Below are 13475 nucleotides of genomic sequence, written 5' to 3' on the forward strand. Positions count from 1 at the left end.
TCATGACGACGATGCGCATCAACGGTAGGGCATTTCAGAGCAGCTCAGCGCCGAACACCCGTTTACTGGATGTATTGCGTAATGAATGCGACCTCAAGGGGGCCAAAGAAGGCTGCGGTGAAGGAGAGTGTGGCGCCTGCGCGGTACTGGTGAATGGCAAGCTGGTGAATAGCTGTCTGGTTCCTCTCGGGCAGATGGAGCAGGCGGAGATTACCACGGTGGAGGGCCTTCCCGAAGATAGTGCCCTGGCACGGGCCTTTGTTCACTGCGGCGCCACCCAATGCGGGATTTGTACGCCGGGTATGATGCTCGCGGCGACCGCCCTGTTGGCGGAGCATGCGAATCCGACACTGGAGGAGATTCGCTGGGGCCTGAGCGGCAATCTCTGTCGCTGTACCGGGTATGGGCGCATTTATGCGGCCATCGCCCAGGCCGCCGGAGGGGTCTGCTGATGTCTGATTGGATAAGGCCGCGACATTTGCCGGAAGCCCTGGAGCTATTGGCGGCAGCCCCCCGCCCATATCGGGTGATTTCGGGCGGAACCGATCTTATGGTGGAGAGTCACCTCGCCCCGGAACGGCGCCCGGAGTCCTGGCTGGACATCAGCGGACTGCAGGAGTTGCAGGGGCTGCAGATTACGGAAGATGGTATCCGGATTGGCGCGGCTACTTCCCTGGAAGCGATTCGCCGGCATGCGGAAGTGGTCGCCCACTGGCCGATGCTGGCAGCCTCGGCGGCGGTGACCGGGGCGCCGCCCATTCAAAATCGCGCCACGCTGGGTGGCAACGTTTGCAATGCCTCACCTGCGGCGGATAACGCGCCGGTATTGCTGGCTTATGGCGCACGTCTGGAGATCGCCCATCATCACGGTTCGCGCTGGTTGCCTTATGGAGATTTCCATCAGGGGTATCGTAAGACGGCCTTGCAAGCTGGAGAGTTACTCAGCGCTCTGTGGATTCCTTACCCCCCCAAACACAGTCGCAGCTATTTTCGGAAAGTCGGAACACGGGCAGCGCAAGCTATTGCCAAGGTGAGTATCGCGGCGCTCATCGAAGAAGATAGTGATGGAATTATTCGGAGCGCGCGTTTTGGCATGGCGAGTGTGGCGGCGACTCCCTGTACCTTGCCATCCGTGAGCCACTATCTGCTGGGACGTGCGTTGCGTGATATTTCCGAAACTGATGTGCGCCATGGGGTAAGGCAGGATATTGCACCGATTCAGGATATTCGCTCGACGGCAGAATACCGTTTGGAGATAGTCTCCCGGTTGGTACTGGAGGCCATACATAGACGTAGTAAATCGAAAAAGGAGGATTAGAATATGGGTACCTATGCAAAGCAGACAGAGGCGGTTTATGTAGATGTTCCATTGCTGGATGCGACCCCGGAGAATCTCGCGGAATACGGTGTGATGATTGGCGAGGCGGTACACCGGCCTGGACTTTCGATTCCCTTTTATAAGGGGAGTGTGGAAGAGGGGCAAAATCTCGATTTTGAATATACCGGTCGCGCGGTGGTCCGCACGGCGCGGATATCCCACCGCAACCCCGAGATTACCTGGCTGGAACGGCACCTCAATATGACGCAGATTTTTGTCGGGCTGGGCAGCATTCCCTTCGCCATGGTGTTGGGTAAACCCAATCAGGGCAGCGGGGAAAATGTCCCCCGCCTGGACGACGTCCGCGCTTTTCGCATTCCAGCGGGGCAGGGGGTGATGATTTATGCGGGTACCTGGCACGATTTCCCCATGTCCATTGGCGATCCGGTGACGGTGATGACCATGAATTCTGACGAGGTGGTCACTGCTTTGGCGAACGCTCAGGCAGCAGATGAGATGGATGACGGTGATGTGTACAAGATCGACATCCAACGTCGCACCGGGCGGGTACTCCGGGTTCCCTTTTAGTCGCAGAAGGCGAAGACCATGCGTACCTCCGTCTACCGGTTTTTTACGACAGACCCTGCCGACGTTTCCGGGCTGGCCCGGGCGATTGCCGAGGGGATGATAGATCCCCAGAGCATCGTCGCGATTATTGGCAAAACCGAGGGTAACGGCGGCATAAACGACTTTACCCGGACTTTGGCGATGATGGCTGTGAGCCAAGTGCTGGCAACGCATTTGGATTGCAGTCCAGAGTTGGTGGAAGAACGCGTGGTGTTGTCCTTTTCGGGAGGTAGTGAAGGGGTTGCGGCGCCGCATATTCTGGTGTTTACGGTATCAGGCCGGGCGGCGGAGCAAGCCTATCCGATAAAACGTCTGGCGCTTGCATCCGCCCATACCCGCCCTTTCAGCGCGCAGGAAGTGGGGCGGATGGTGATGGTGCGGGAGACCGCCCGCGCGGTGACCCGGCTCATGCATACCTTGCAGGTCGAGCCTGCGGATGTGCATCTGGTACAGATCAAAGGGGCGATTCCAGCGCTGGACTCTACAACGACCGGAAATGTCCGTGGCGAGCACCTGCGCTGTGACATGGCCTGGTCGCGCGGCGCTTCTGCCTTGGGGGTGGCCCTCGCTCTGGGTGAGGTCACCGAATCCGAACTGTCGGATGACGTCATCAACCAGGATTGGTCTTTGTACTCCAGTCGGGCCAGCGTTTCTGCCAAACCCTTATTGCGGCGCTCCGAAATAGTGCTCTTCGCCAATTCGTGCTGGTGGGAGGGTGATCTGGTCATCGCCCATGAGGTGATGCGGGACATCATCGATGTGGCGGCGATTCATGCCGTGCTGAATCAGCTGGGACTGCAGCCCGTCAACGGGCAGTTGGCGGCGGTCGATGCGGAGAAGGTGCTGGCGGTCTTTGCCAAATCCGATGCCGACCCGCGGGGCCATATCCGCCATCGTCGTCATACCATGTGGACAGACGCGGATATCTCCGATATGCGCTATTCCCGCTGTGTAGTCTCAGCCTTGTTGGCCGGAATCACCGGGGAAACCGGCGTTTATGTCTCGACGCGCGCGGAGCATCAGGGTCCCCAGGGGGGCGGGCCGGTGGCCGTGATCGGGTACGCATCATGAATGCCCTCGCCAGTCGTCAGCGGCCCTTGCTTCCGGTCCGGGAAGCCGTCGTGACCAGGGTGCAGGGGTCTGCGCCCACGGTGATCGGGGCCAGCATGTGTCTCTTGGCAGACGGCTCGCTGCTGGGCACGGTAGGTGGTGGCCGTATGGAATATCAGATCTGTCAGGTGTTGCGCTCTCCCCGTTCTGAAGCACCCCCGGCATTGCTGACTTTTACCCTGGGCACGGCGGATGATCAGTGCTGCGGTGGGCAGGTGGAAATCTGTGTGTTGGATGTGCCCCTATTTTTTTCCGAGCTGTACCAGTCCGGCGCCTCCCGTCTCTATCAAAGGGATTCGGCAGGCCGGTTGCAGCTCGTGGCCGGGATTACCCGTCTGGGACGGCAAATCGGTTCCTTTGATGCCTTGACTGTGCTTTTGCGCGCTGACGCTCCGGGTATGGATGTCGAGGAGCGGCACTTCGCGCTGCCTGCTCCCCATCATCAGCCGCTATGGATTTTTGGTGCGGGGCATGTGGGGCGGGCGGTTGCCAGGATGGCGCACGAATTGGATTTTGCTTTATCGGTATTTGATGAGCGGGTCGAATGGGCCGATCCTGCGGCCTTCCCGCCAGAGGTCGCCGTGGTAGACCAATGGTCCTGGGTGGACCTGCAGGCCCCGGCAATCGATGCCGTAGTGCTCATCATGACCTACAGCCACGCTATGGATTACGCGTTGCTGGAGCATTTTATCGGGGAACCATTGGCTTATCTCGGAGTAATTGCCAGCCGGTCTAAAGCGGCGCGTTTCAGTCACGCTCTGGCCCGCTCCGGACATGATATTCCGGACTATTTGCACATGCCTATGGGTTTACCAGGACTGGGTAAAAAGCCCCCAGAAATCGCGATCAGCGTGTTGGCGGAGTTATTGCGATTACGGCAGCAAAAAACCCGATTTTTAATAAAAGGAAAAGCAGAATGAATCCACCCGGAACAGATGCCGAAACGCCCGAGGATACGTATATGAACTATCTCTTCGATTCTTTGGGGCTCAGTGTGCGCGAAGAATGGCGTGCAGACGTGAAGCATTATTTCATGCTGAGTACCCGGATGGCCAAGGTGCTGGAAGCGCATCCGCTGGACATGACGGAAGATTTGGCCCCGGTATTCCGCTCATGAAGCCAGAGGACGACTCATTTCCGCAGGCGCAGGAAATTGCGCAGCGGGTCCGTAGCGGCGAGTGGCGCGCAACGGAGGTGGTGCAGGATACGCTCCGGCATATCCACGCCAGGAACGGCGAGATCAATGCCTTCACCAGCGTCACGGAAGCGCGTGCGCTACGGGAAGCGGAGGCAGTGGACCAGAAGGTGGCGCGGGGCGAAGACCCTGGGCCTCTGGCGGGGGTGCCCTTTGCGGTCAAAAATCTTTTTGATTTGCAGGGCGAGATTACCCTCGCCGGTTCCAAGATCAATCGAAAAGATGCCCCCGCCGTAGCGGACGCCACCGCCGTAAGGCGGCTCACGGCAGCGGGCGCCGTCATGGTGGGCGCTCTCAATATGGGCGAGTACGCCTATGATTTTACAGGAGAAAACATTCACTATGGGCCTTCCCGCAATCCCCATGACCGTTTGCGGATGACAGGCGGGTCCAGTGGTGGCAGTGGTGGCGCCGTAGCGGCAGGCATGGTGCCCATCGCCCTGGGTTCTGACACCAACGGTTCCATTCGGGTGCCGTCTTCCCTCTGTGGTATTTTTGGACTGAAGCCGACCTATGGCCGCTTGTCCCGGGCTGGAGCCTTCCCTTTCTGTCCCAGTCTCGATCATATCGGTCCACTGGCACGCAGCGTGGTGGATCTCGCTCTCGCCTATGATGCCATGCAAGGGGCGGATGCTGCGGACCCCGTTTGTGCGGATAGGGCGATTGAGCCGGTCAGTGGAAGTCTGGCAGACGGTGTCGCCGGCCTGAAAATCGCCATTGCCGCCGGCTATTTCATGCAACAGGCGACGTCAGCAGCGGAGCAGGCGCTGGCGCGGGTCGCGGCGGCGCTGAATGTGACGGATCTCGTCGAAATTCCCGGCACCGCGCAGGCGCGTGCCGCCGCCTATCTCATCACCAATGCCGAAAGCAGCAATCTGCATCTGGATCGTTTGCGTCATCACGCCGCCGACTATGACCCGGATGTGCGGGATCGCATGCTGGCCGGTACGCTATTGCCCGCGTCCTGGAATATTCAGGCTCAGCGTTTCCGGCGCTGGTATCGGGCGGAAGTACTCAAGGTTTTCGCGCGCTATGACCTGTTGCTGGCACCGGCTACCCCCATGTCGGCGCCCGCCATCGGGCAGCGATATATGGAACTGGATGGGGAGCAAATGATGGTGCGACCGCATTTGGGGTTGTACACCCAACCCCTCTCTTTCATTGGCCTCCCGGTGGTGGTGGTGCCCGTAGCCAGCGCAGGGGAGATGCCTATCGGGGTCCAGATTATCGCCGCACCCTGGCAGGAGGCGCGAATATTTAAAGTCGCAAGAGAGCTTGAGTTGCACGGATTTACCAGTCCAATCCCCGCTCGCTAAGAGGAAAAATCCCATGGTTCACACCGAAATCAATGCGCCCGAAGTCTTACAAGAAATGCAGGCAGCTTTTTTTCGTTATGAAAAAGCATTGGTGGAAAACGACGTTCATGTATTGGACGAGTTATTTTGGAATAGTGTATACACGTTGCGCTATGGAGTGGCAGAAAATCTCTATGGCTATGCGGCCATTGCCGAGTTCCGGGCATCCCGTCCAGCCCCGGCGCTAAATCGGGAGTTGGTCAATACGACGATCACCACCTATGGACAGAGTTTTGCGACTGCCAACACGGAGTTCCGGCGCGAACAGGTGCATGGGCGACAAAGTCAGACCTGGATACGCACGCCAGATGGTTGGCGTATCGTCGCGGCGCATGTGAGCCTGATGCCGATGGCAACTTAGGCCGTAGCATGGATGCAGCCATCATTCTGGCGGGTGGCCGGTCCCGGCGCTCGGGGCGACAGCACAAAGCGTGCAGGCGTGTGCCCGGTGATGGCCGGAACTGGGTTGATCGGCAGGTGGATATCCTGCGGCAGGCGGGGTTCGCGCCGGTGTATCTGGTGACAGGGTACCGGCCACGGCGGATTTTGGCTTGCCTGCATCGTCGTGCCATGAAACGGCATAACTTTCGGGCAAGGCGTGGGCCTTTCTCGACGCTTCAGATGGGGCTGCATAAACTATCCGGCTCTGCGTTGGTGGTGCAGGTAGATACGACTTTGCCGCCCGTACCATGGCTCAGGCGGCTGCGGCGCATCGCACATGCTCGGAATATTGCGGCGGTAAGTCCGATAGATCGATGGTGTAGCGGCGGGCATCCGCTGATGGTGTCGCAGGGTTGGCTACAGTCGCTCTGCGCAGTACCTGTGGATGCAGCCGATGCAAGGTTAGATCGACAACTGGGTTATTTGTCGGCGGCAGAGCATATTCGCTTGCCGTGGAATCATTTTTTACGTTATTCCCGGCTGAACACCCGCCGGGAATGGTGTTCAGCGCGTCGCAAACTGAGGTCCATTCTGTGAAACGCGGTCAAGTCTCCTTGTCGGCGAGCTCGGAGGGGGGTGCCGTGAGTGCTCCGCACGCGCTGGCGGCCGAGGCCGGGGCCGCTATTTTGCGCAGCGGTGGTAATGCCATAGAGGCGGGTATCGCGGTGGCATCGACCCTCTCCGTGGTCTATCCCCACATGAACGGGCTGGGGGGCGATGGGTTCTGGCTGATCTCGGACGGCGATGCGCATACGGTACGCGGACTGGCCGCCGCGGGTCCATCAGGACGACACTATTCGGCAGCGCTGTTTCATGAACGTGGGCTGCGCGAGATTCCGTTCCGTGGCGGCTTGTCCGCTTTGACAGTGCCGGGTGCGGTGGGCGGCTGGGGAGCAGCATTTGGGTTCTCCAAGGATCGCTGGCGGGGCTGTAAATCCTGGTCCGATTTGCTGGAGAGCGCCTACTGCTACGCCGCCACCGGTTTTCGGCTCAGCCCTAACCAGAGCCATACCCTCACCAGATTTGGCAATGAACTCCGTCAGCAGCCGGGTTTCGCGGCACAATATATGCCGGGGGGGAGATAATGCCAACCGGGCGACTGTGGAGTCAACGGGCGCTGGCACAAACGCTCGGGACTCTGGCGGAGAATGGTGCAGAGGCTTTTTATCACGGTCCGCTAGCCTGGCAAATGGCGAAGGGTCTCAAAGCCGCCGGCAGTCTGCTGACAGAAGCGGATTTGCGGGCCTTCGAGCCCCGCTGGGTGGAGCCGGTGCGCACCGCCTTCGGCATCGGCGAGGCTATCAATATGCCGCCGCCCACCCAAGGGGTAGCCTCGCTCATGATCCTCGCCCTGCTCAATCGTGTTGGACTCAACAGCGGGGACCATCTGGGCGCGGAACTGATTCATAACACGGTAGAAATTACCAAACTGGCCTTCAAGTATCGGGACCAGCTAATAGCTGATCCTGACTTTGGCGATGTGGATATTGCGTCATTGCTGAATCCGGATTTTCTGGATGACTGCGCCAGAGAGATACATCCCCTTATGGCGATGCCATTGCCACCCATTGGACTCGCCAAAGGCGATACGGTCTGGTTCGGGGTGGTGGATGGGCAAGGGCGAATGGTGAGTGTGATTCAGAGTCTGAAGTTTAGACATGCAGCCTCCTCGCCAGCTTCTATGTGTGGCGATATGGCGTAGTAAATGTGGAGCAGGATTGAGTCAGGCGACCTTTTTGCGGGGTGGGTCATCGGTATCGGCCCAAAAGGCGGGGGCGGGGCACTGGAATTTCCCGGACTTCGGGTCGTAGCCCTTCCAGAATGGAACCCGCAGAAATTGCAGATGAAGCCATTGGGCCATGAGTCCTGCGGTGACAGGAGTAGCGATACGCCAGGGCGCTACTGCAGTCATGGGGAAATCTTCGGATAGGGTTTCGGCGAGGAGTTGCACCATGGACCAAGCGATGCAGCGGATTTGCATCCAGCGTTCCAAGACGGTGCGTTTTTGCTGCCAGAGGTTATGGATGCCCCACCAGCGTTTGAGATTGTGGAAGATCGGTTCGATCTGCCAGCGGTTGCTGTAGAGGACGACGATTTCGCTGGCGGTGAGATCCGTCTCGGAAGCGAGATAGAGGCGGGTGGGAGACCACCGATGATGCTTTTCATCGTAGATCGCACTCCATACGGCACGGACCGGATGGCCGTTCAGGAATCGTGCATTGGCGATGATGGATTGAAGACGGACCTTCTGCCGTTTCCCATAGAGATCCAGAGAGACGATCTCGGTGGGCAGCGCAGCCATGTCTTCCACGGTGTACTTGTTTCCATATATCCGAGGACGCCCGCGTTGGGATGTCCTCGGCGGTGGGTCGCGGAGCAGTACAGTATCTTTGCGCACCTGGCCGATGAACTGGCCTGCCGGCTGCAGGCCGTGCTGACGCAACAGGGGCAAGAGCAGGCGCCGCCGCATGAACCAAGCATCGGTGAGCAACCGGACGGGTACGGGGATGTGGGGTATAAAGGCGCGCAGCAATGCTCCGGCGATTTTCAGCTTGTGGGTGTTGCCGGTACTGGGCACCAGGCGCAAGCGGATGGGAAAGGAAATGGCTTTGCCGGAACGGGTACGCAGGGTCAACGCCAGACCCACCCAATTCTGGGCGAGGACATAACTGGGGCGGTTGTGCTTATGACTGTGGTCGAAGCGGATGGCCGCGCCTGGGGCCTTGGTAGAGTGCCGCAGGACCATCGTGTCGTCGACGACTAACTCGACGATCAGGGGCTTGGGCAAGGACTGCAGGAGCCAGCGTACCTGGGTTATGGCCAACGCCTGTGTACGCAAGGACGCACGCTCCAGGAGTTTGTAATAGGTGGTCCAGTGGCAGCGGAGGGAGATGCTGCTGAGGGCGCGGGTGACCCAGCCTTCGGGCGAGATCAGGCAACCGCAAAGCAGCTCCACAAAACTGCGCCGCGAGCGGGGCGGCACGACCGTCAGAAAGTAGGAAATCCACTCCGAGAGGCGGAGGGCAACGAGACGATGAAAGGGCATGACAGTGATTCCGAGAAGCCTAAAACGCTTCTCATTGGCCGACCCTTTTTTACAAGGGTCGGCCGCACGGCACTATCACTGTGTCAAGCACTTTCGTAGCAAAAATAGAAAAAACCCGGCGGAGCCGGGCTGTATGTCTAAACTTCAGATTCAGAGTCTCTACCATGAGTTTGGTACTGGCGTGGTGGCCGGTAATACTGGGGTACTGTGGAACAATCGCGGCTGTGCTTTTTCTCTGGAGCCGGGGCATATCAATATGCTGGAGCCCGGAAAACGCCCTTTTCATACTCTGAATCCCGCGCTTTATGCCGAGCAGGGGCGGGTGCAACTCGCCTACGGCAGTATGGGGGGGATGGCCAGCCCCAAACCCAGGCGGCACTACTCATGCGCGTCAAGCACTATGGGCTTTCCCTCGCCGAGTCAGTAGCCAGTCCGCGCTGGCTGTATGGGCGGACCTGGGGAGAGATCTCTGCTGGGTTGCGTCTGGAGCAGCGCTATTCCAGGACTGTTTTTGAGGATTTGCAGCGCTGGGGGCATCAAGTGTCATGGGTTCCTGGTTACAGTGATTTTATGGGTCATGCTGGCATGGTCGCGCGTGACCTGGAGGGTCGATTCGCCGGTGCTGCTGATCCCCGCAGTGATGGGAGCGTGGCAATGCCGTAAGATGCCTATTTAAATAGTAGCTATTCACCAATGGCGCAGCCACCCCATGGCGGGCTGCGGGGTTATGCCGATCAGACTAGAGCGGGATTTTTCCAGTTCCACGGCAAGAGGTTGTGGAGAGGCTTATTGGGCAGGGGGGAGCTTTTCGAGCACATCGCAGAGTTTAGCGAAGGGCTCAATGCCGTTGAGGTTGCAGTTTCGATGATGCTGTAGAAGGACGCGGCCCGTTCACCACCCGCGTCATTGCCCACGAAGAGGTAATTTCCCCGGCCAATGACTACACCTCGCAGCGCCCGTTCTACCGGATTACCGATGCTGAGTTGTCCTGCTTCGAGGTAGAGGGTGAGTGCCTTCCAGTGCTTCAGGGCGTACCTACGTCTGGCAGGGCGGTGGCTATGGCGCCTGTTCCAGTCCGGGCCCCTTACGGAGATTGTCCGGTCCAATCGGGGTGATGGAATCACCCTTTAAGAGATAGGCGCCCCCGAAGCCCGCGATATAACGCCCGGATAAGGGATTCAGGCCGAACAGGCGAAAGTCCGGTAATTGGAATAACAGTTCCATGATGCCGCCGAACTTGGCCTTGAACTGCTCGTAGAGTATATGGCAAAGTTCGGTTTCCCTGAAGATTTCATGGACGTCACAGGTATAGCTCACGCGCTTTCTGGCAAGCACCTGAGGGGCACCCTGTTCATCCGTGATGATCATTATCCCGACGGGTTTTTTGGCCGCCAGATAGGCCGTATGGGGGGAAAGTCCACTCACGGCAGTATAAAATTGGTGGGTTGCCGCATCATGAATAAATGGTGCCATAGACGCCTCTGGGACACCTGCTGAATCGAGTGTGGCCAGAGTCATGGTTTGTGCATTGGCTATCAGATAGTTTATTTCAGCGGCTACGATCTCTATTTTTTCCATCATATGTTCACCTCGTTCGGCGGATTGTTCAGCGAAATCAGTACGCGGCGAAATGGATTATCACTGCCGCATCTTCACGGTTGGCGTGGTTCTGTCCGAAACCGATCTGTGTCTCGCTATGGGCAAACGAATCCTGTCTGTCCGAAGTCCCTGCATCATATCTTGTTTGAGGGCATGGGTTTTGTCGCGACAGGATTCGGGGGCGGTGATTTCGGCGTTCATGTTTGTCCGACACGTATTTGACGAAGATCAGAGCCGGCAGGTAGTCCCTGTACTGGGAGGCGTCCAGGTCTCCGCAGGGTTCATCACAGCTTTTCCAGAGGGAGGCGTAGAGTTCGGACTTCTTGAGGGGCATGGGATGGAGGCTTACCTAAGGTGATGGGTTGATGTACGGCATTCTATAACAAATACATAAAAGATGAAGCGCCCCCGGAACTTGCGCCCCTCCCTGTGCCACCAGTAGTCCGGTGGGTGTATATGCGTTCCGACTTGCTGGGCGGCATCTATCATGCCACACTTTGCACTAATCGGCAGCGGACCGATCGGGTACCACATCGAACACGCCAACAGCAGCGAAACGATATACCTTTGGAGGTTGTTTCTGTGGAGTATGGTCTGCCCGAGATGGCTTGAAACCGGAGGGTTCTGGAAATATGCTGCTGACGCCGACGTTATGGGTCTTGGCTGGTGCAGGAGCCTTGGGAAATGCCGTGTTGGGATCTCTGGTCATGTGTCCACGCTGCAAAATAATCAGCACCAACCTGGTACGCCTGCCAAAAGCGGCCATAGGGCGCGGTGAGATAGCATTAACTTTTGATGACGGGCCGGATGCTCACGTAACCCCCCTGGTGCTGGATCAACTGGATCTCTATGGCGCGAAAGCCAGCTTCTTTTGTATTGGCGAGAAGGTGGCCGCACAGCCAGATTTGGTTGCGGAAATCGTGCGGCGCGGACATAGCATAGAAAACCATAGCTATAATCACAGAAATCTATTTGCATTCAGTGGGATAAGGAAACTAAAAATGGAAGTCGTTGCCACGCAACAGGCCATCCATTCCGCGAATAACGGCATCAGTTCCAGGTTTTTTCGTGCCCCGTTTGGCTTTCGCAGTCCATGGTTGGGTGGTGTCTTGCGCCAGACCCATATGCAGCATGTGGCCTGGACCCGGCGCGGCTATGACGCTGTTTGTCGTAATCCCGATGTGGTGCTCCGTCGCCTCGTCCACAATCTTTCTGCCGGTGATATTTTGTTGATGCACGACGGAGGATCGGCACGTACACCTAATGGCCAGCCGGTTGTACTGGAGGTGCTGCCCAGGCTATTGGAACGGTGCGTGAGCCACGGACTGCGCAGTGTATCTTTGCCAATGGCGCTCAGTAATGCGCAATTATAAAAATCCGGTTCTTGCTTGCCGATAGGGTTGTCGATGCACACGCCATGGGCGCAAATGTTTTTGTGAAAAAATTAAAATGGAGCAGATCCTGATGGGAAAAGATGAAATGTCCACTTTGGCTCCGGCAACGCAAATCTGTGACGTCCTGGTGATCGGCGGAGGGCCAGCGGGCTCCACGATCAGTGCGCTACTGGCAGGCCGGGGCTACCAGGTGACCGTTCTGGAAAAGGCGCGTCACCCCCGCTTCCATATCGGCGAATCGCTACTTCCGGCCAACTTACCCTTATTGCAGGAATTGGGTGTTGCAGAGGAAATCCGGCGCATCGGCATGGCGAAGTGGGGCGCAGAGTTCAACTCGCATTACCATGTAGAGAAGAAACAGACCTTCTTCTTCGCCGACGCATGGGATAAATCCATGCCCATGGCCTATCAGGTGCGGCGTTCCGAATTCGACGAGATCCTCATTCGCAATGCCGAGCGAAAGGGCGCCAAGGTCACGGAAGGCTGTCGCGCGAACGCTGTGGAGTTTCTGCGCGATAACGCCGGGGTGCTGGTCCATGCGCAGCACGGGGATGGCCGCCAGGAAACCTGGCAGGCCCGTTTCCTGGTGGATGCATCCGGCCGCGATACCTTCCTGGGTAATCGTCTCAAATCCAAACGCCGCAACCCCAAGCATAACGGCTCCGCCCTCTATGCGCATTTTCGCGGTGCCCAGCGCCTTGACGGCAGGGAAGAAGGGAATATTTCGTTATTCTGGTTTGAGCACGGGTGGTTCTGGTTCATTCCCCTCGCGGACGGGACGACCAGCGTAGGGGCGGTGGTGTGGCCGCACTACCTCAAATCCAGAAGCAAACCCGTAAACGAGTTTTTTCAGGAAACCATCGACATGTGCCCCGCCCTCGCGGCACGGCTGGTGAATGCCCAGCGCACTACCGATGTCGAGGCTACCGGCAACTACTCCTACGCTTGCGATCAAACCCATGGGCCCAACTATCTTTTGTTGGGTGACGCATTCGCTTTCATCGACCCGGTTTTTTCTTCGGGGGTCATGCTGGCCATGCAAAGCGCATTCATCGGCGCCGAGACCATCGACACGTGCCTGCGGGAGCCGCAGCGCGCCGCAGGGGCGCTCAGGGATTTCGACCGCCGGGTGCGCCACGGCGGTAAGGTCTTTTCCTGGTATATTTATCACATCAGCCAACCCGCCATGCGCGATATGTTTATGCGCTCGAGCAACGTGCTGAGGGCCAGAGAGGCGGTACTCTCGGTCCTTGCCGGAGATATTTTCCGAAAGACGCCGATTTGGCCCTCTCTTGCCGTCTTTAAGGGTATTTATTACTTGTCTTCCCTGCGTCATGCACGTCGTTCATGGGCAGCCTGGAAGCAGCGTAAAGAAGATATACGAGTATAG

15 protein-coding genes and 3 pseudogenes are annotated in these 13475 nt (G+C 58.0%); 14 read left to right on the forward strand and 4 right to left on the reverse strand.

Features of this window, described 5'->3' with window-relative positions:
• The first annotated feature begins 2 nt into the window (after positions 1–2).
• From AFERRID_RS10005 to AFERRID_RS10050, 10 genes and pseudogenes are all read left to right on the forward strand, one after another.
• On the forward strand, positions 3–452 hold the full coding sequence (locus AFERRID_RS10005; RefSeq protein WP_126605129.1) for a (2Fe-2S)-binding protein: 450 nt from the start codon (positions 3–5) through the stop codon (positions 450–452).
• The gene (locus AFERRID_RS10010; RefSeq protein ID WP_126605130.1) at positions 452–1318 is read left to right on the forward strand and encodes an FAD binding domain-containing protein; all 867 of its coding nucleotides are present in this window, start codon (positions 452–454) and stop codon (positions 1316–1318) included. The genes AFERRID_RS10005 and AFERRID_RS10010 overlap by 1 nt, the downstream gene beginning before the upstream one ends.
• A 3-nt stretch (positions 1319–1321) precedes the next feature.
• Complete coding sequence (locus AFERRID_RS10015; RefSeq protein ID WP_126605131.1) at positions 1322–1906, forward strand: ureidoglycolate lyase; 585 nt, start codon at positions 1322–1324, stop codon at positions 1904–1906.
• Positions 1907–1924: 18 nt separating this feature from the next.
• Positions 1925–3016 (forward strand): cyanuric acid amidohydrolase, encoded by a 1092-nt coding sequence (atzD, locus tag AFERRID_RS10020; RefSeq protein WP_126605132.1) that lies wholly within the window; start codon positions 1925–1927, stop codon positions 3014–3016.
• A complete protein-coding gene (locus AFERRID_RS10025; RefSeq protein ID WP_126605133.1) occupies positions 3013–3975 on the forward strand; it encodes an XdhC family protein in 963 nt (320 codons plus the stop codon). Before atzD ends, AFERRID_RS10025 begins: the two co-directional genes overlap by 4 nt.
• A gap of 41 nt (positions 3976–4016) precedes the next feature.
• Positions 4017–4172, forward strand: coding sequence for a DUF4089 domain-containing protein (locus tag AFERRID_RS10030; RefSeq protein WP_232027505.1), 156 nt, complete (start codon positions 4017–4019; stop codon positions 4170–4172).
• Complete coding sequence (locus tag AFERRID_RS10035; RefSeq protein ID WP_126605135.1) at positions 4169–5566, forward strand: AtzE family amidohydrolase; 1398 nt, start codon at positions 4169–4171, stop codon at positions 5564–5566. Before AFERRID_RS10030 ends, AFERRID_RS10035 begins: the two co-directional genes overlap by 4 nt.
• A gap of 13 nt (positions 5567–5579) precedes the next feature.
• Positions 5580–5966 carry an oxalurate catabolism protein HpxZ gene (hpxZ, locus tag AFERRID_RS10040; protein WP_113527000.1) on the forward strand — a complete coding sequence of 129 codons (387 nt, stop codon included), beginning with the start codon at positions 5580–5582 and terminating at the stop codon, positions 5964–5966.
• 8 nt (positions 5967–5974) lie between these two features.
• Positions 5975–6583 carry an NTP transferase domain-containing protein gene (locus tag AFERRID_RS10045; RefSeq protein WP_126605136.1) on the forward strand — a complete coding sequence of 203 codons (609 nt, stop codon included), beginning with the start codon at positions 5975–5977 and terminating at the stop codon, positions 6581–6583.
• A pseudogene (locus AFERRID_RS10050) lies at positions 6544–7748 on the forward strand (gamma-glutamyltransferase family protein). Before AFERRID_RS10045 ends, AFERRID_RS10050 begins: the two are co-directional and overlap by 40 nt.
• 21 nt (positions 7749–7769) lie before the next feature.
• Here the strand turns inward: AFERRID_RS10050 and AFERRID_RS10055 are convergent.
• Positions 7770–9092 carry an IS701 family transposase gene (locus AFERRID_RS10055; protein WP_070807692.1) on the reverse strand — a complete coding sequence of 441 codons (1323 nt, stop codon included), beginning with the start codon at positions 9090–9092 and terminating at the stop codon, positions 7770–7772.
• A gap of 133 nt (positions 9093–9225) precedes the next feature.
• Between AFERRID_RS10055 and AFERRID_RS15655 the strand changes: the two are divergent.
• Together AFERRID_RS15655 and AFERRID_RS10060 are read left to right on the forward strand one after the other, a co-directional pair.
• Positions 9226–9302, forward strand: a pseudogene (locus AFERRID_RS15655) (hypothetical protein); the annotation flags it as partial.
• A complete protein-coding gene (locus AFERRID_RS10060; protein ID WP_232027507.1) occupies positions 9300–9755 on the forward strand; it encodes a gamma-glutamyltransferase in 456 nt (151 codons plus the stop codon). The pseudogene AFERRID_RS15655 and the gene AFERRID_RS10060, both read left to right, overlap by 3 nt.
• 71 nt (positions 9756–9826) lie before the next feature.
• Here AFERRID_RS10060 and AFERRID_RS10065 read toward each other — a convergent pair.
• From AFERRID_RS10065 to AFERRID_RS15660, 3 genes and pseudogenes are all read right to left on the reverse strand, one after another.
• Positions 9827–10126, reverse strand: a pseudogene (locus AFERRID_RS10065) (IS66 family transposase); the annotation flags it as partial.
• A gap of 22 nt (positions 10127–10148) precedes the next feature.
• Positions 10149–10673 (reverse strand): HugZ family pyridoxamine 5'-phosphate oxidase, encoded by a 525-nt coding sequence (locus tag AFERRID_RS10070; RefSeq protein WP_113526997.1) that lies wholly within the window; start codon positions 10671–10673, stop codon positions 10149–10151.
• A 34-nt stretch (positions 10674–10707) separates the two neighbouring features.
• Complete coding sequence (locus AFERRID_RS15660) at positions 10708–11025, reverse strand: type I restriction-modification system subunit M N-terminal domain-containing protein (RefSeq protein ID WP_113526996.1); 318 nt, start codon at positions 11023–11025, stop codon at positions 10708–10710.
• 298 nt (positions 11026–11323) lie between these two features.
• Here AFERRID_RS15660 and AFERRID_RS10080 point away from each other — a divergent pair, with 298 nt between their 5' ends.
• Together AFERRID_RS10080 and AFERRID_RS10085 are read left to right on the forward strand one after the other, a co-directional pair.
• Positions 11324–12064 carry a polysaccharide deacetylase family protein gene (locus AFERRID_RS10080; protein ID WP_126605137.1) on the forward strand — a complete coding sequence of 247 codons (741 nt, stop codon included), beginning with the start codon at positions 11324–11326 and terminating at the stop codon, positions 12062–12064.
• A gap of 91 nt (positions 12065–12155) precedes the next feature.
• Positions 12156–13475, forward strand: coding sequence for an NAD(P)/FAD-dependent oxidoreductase (locus tag AFERRID_RS10085; RefSeq protein ID WP_126605138.1), 1320 nt, complete (start codon positions 12156–12158; stop codon positions 13473–13475).

The sequence above is a fragment of the Acidithiobacillus ferridurans genome (genome assembly GCF_003966655.1).
Taxonomy (GTDB): domain Bacteria; phylum Pseudomonadota; class Gammaproteobacteria; order Acidithiobacillales; family Acidithiobacillaceae; genus Acidithiobacillus; species Acidithiobacillus ferridurans.

Excerpts from the sequence above, each read along its gene's own strand:
- AFERRID_RS10005 (WP_126605129.1), top strand. The coding sequence starts at position 3 with ATGACGACGATGCGCATCAACGGTAGGGCATTTCAGAGCAGCTCAGCG.
- AFERRID_RS10010 (WP_126605130.1), top strand. The coding sequence starts at position 452 with ATGTCTGATTGGATAAGGCCGCGACATTTGCCGGAAGCCCTGGAGCTA.
- AFERRID_RS10015 (WP_126605131.1), top strand. The coding sequence starts at position 1,322 with ATGGGTACCTATGCAAAGCAGACAGAGGCGGTTTATGTAGATGTTCCA.
- atzD (WP_126605132.1), top strand. The coding sequence starts at position 1,925 with ATGCGTACCTCCGTCTACCGGTTTTTTACGACAGACCCTGCCGACGTT.
- AFERRID_RS10025 (WP_126605133.1), top strand. The coding sequence starts at position 3,013 with ATGAATGCCCTCGCCAGTCGTCAGCGGCCCTTGCTTCCGGTCCGGGAA.
- AFERRID_RS10030 (WP_232027505.1), top strand. The coding sequence starts at position 4,017 with ATGAACTATCTCTTCGATTCTTTGGGGCTCAGTGTGCGCGAAGAATGG.
- AFERRID_RS10035 (WP_126605135.1), top strand. The coding sequence starts at position 4,169 with ATGAAGCCAGAGGACGACTCATTTCCGCAGGCGCAGGAAATTGCGCAG.
- hpxZ (WP_113527000.1), top strand. The coding sequence starts at position 5,580 with ATGGTTCACACCGAAATCAATGCGCCCGAAGTCTTACAAGAAATGCAG.
- AFERRID_RS10045 (WP_126605136.1), top strand. The coding sequence starts at position 5,975 with ATGGATGCAGCCATCATTCTGGCGGGTGGCCGGTCCCGGCGCTCGGGG.
- AFERRID_RS10055 (WP_070807692.1), bottom strand. The coding sequence starts at position 9,092 with ATGCCCTTTCATCGTCTCGTTGCCCTCCGCCTCTCGGAGTGGATTTCC.
- AFERRID_RS10070 (WP_113526997.1), bottom strand. The coding sequence starts at position 10,673 with ATGATGGAAAAAATAGAGATCGTAGCCGCTGAAATAAACTATCTGATA.
- AFERRID_RS15660 (WP_113526996.1), bottom strand. The coding sequence starts at position 11,025 with ATGCCCCTCAAGAAGTCCGAACTCTACGCCTCCCTCTGGAAAAGCTGT.
- AFERRID_RS10080 (WP_126605137.1), top strand. The coding sequence starts at position 11,324 with ATGCTGCTGACGCCGACGTTATGGGTCTTGGCTGGTGCAGGAGCCTTG.
- AFERRID_RS10085 (WP_126605138.1), top strand. The coding sequence starts at position 12,156 with ATGGGAAAAGATGAAATGTCCACTTTGGCTCCGGCAACGCAAATCTGT.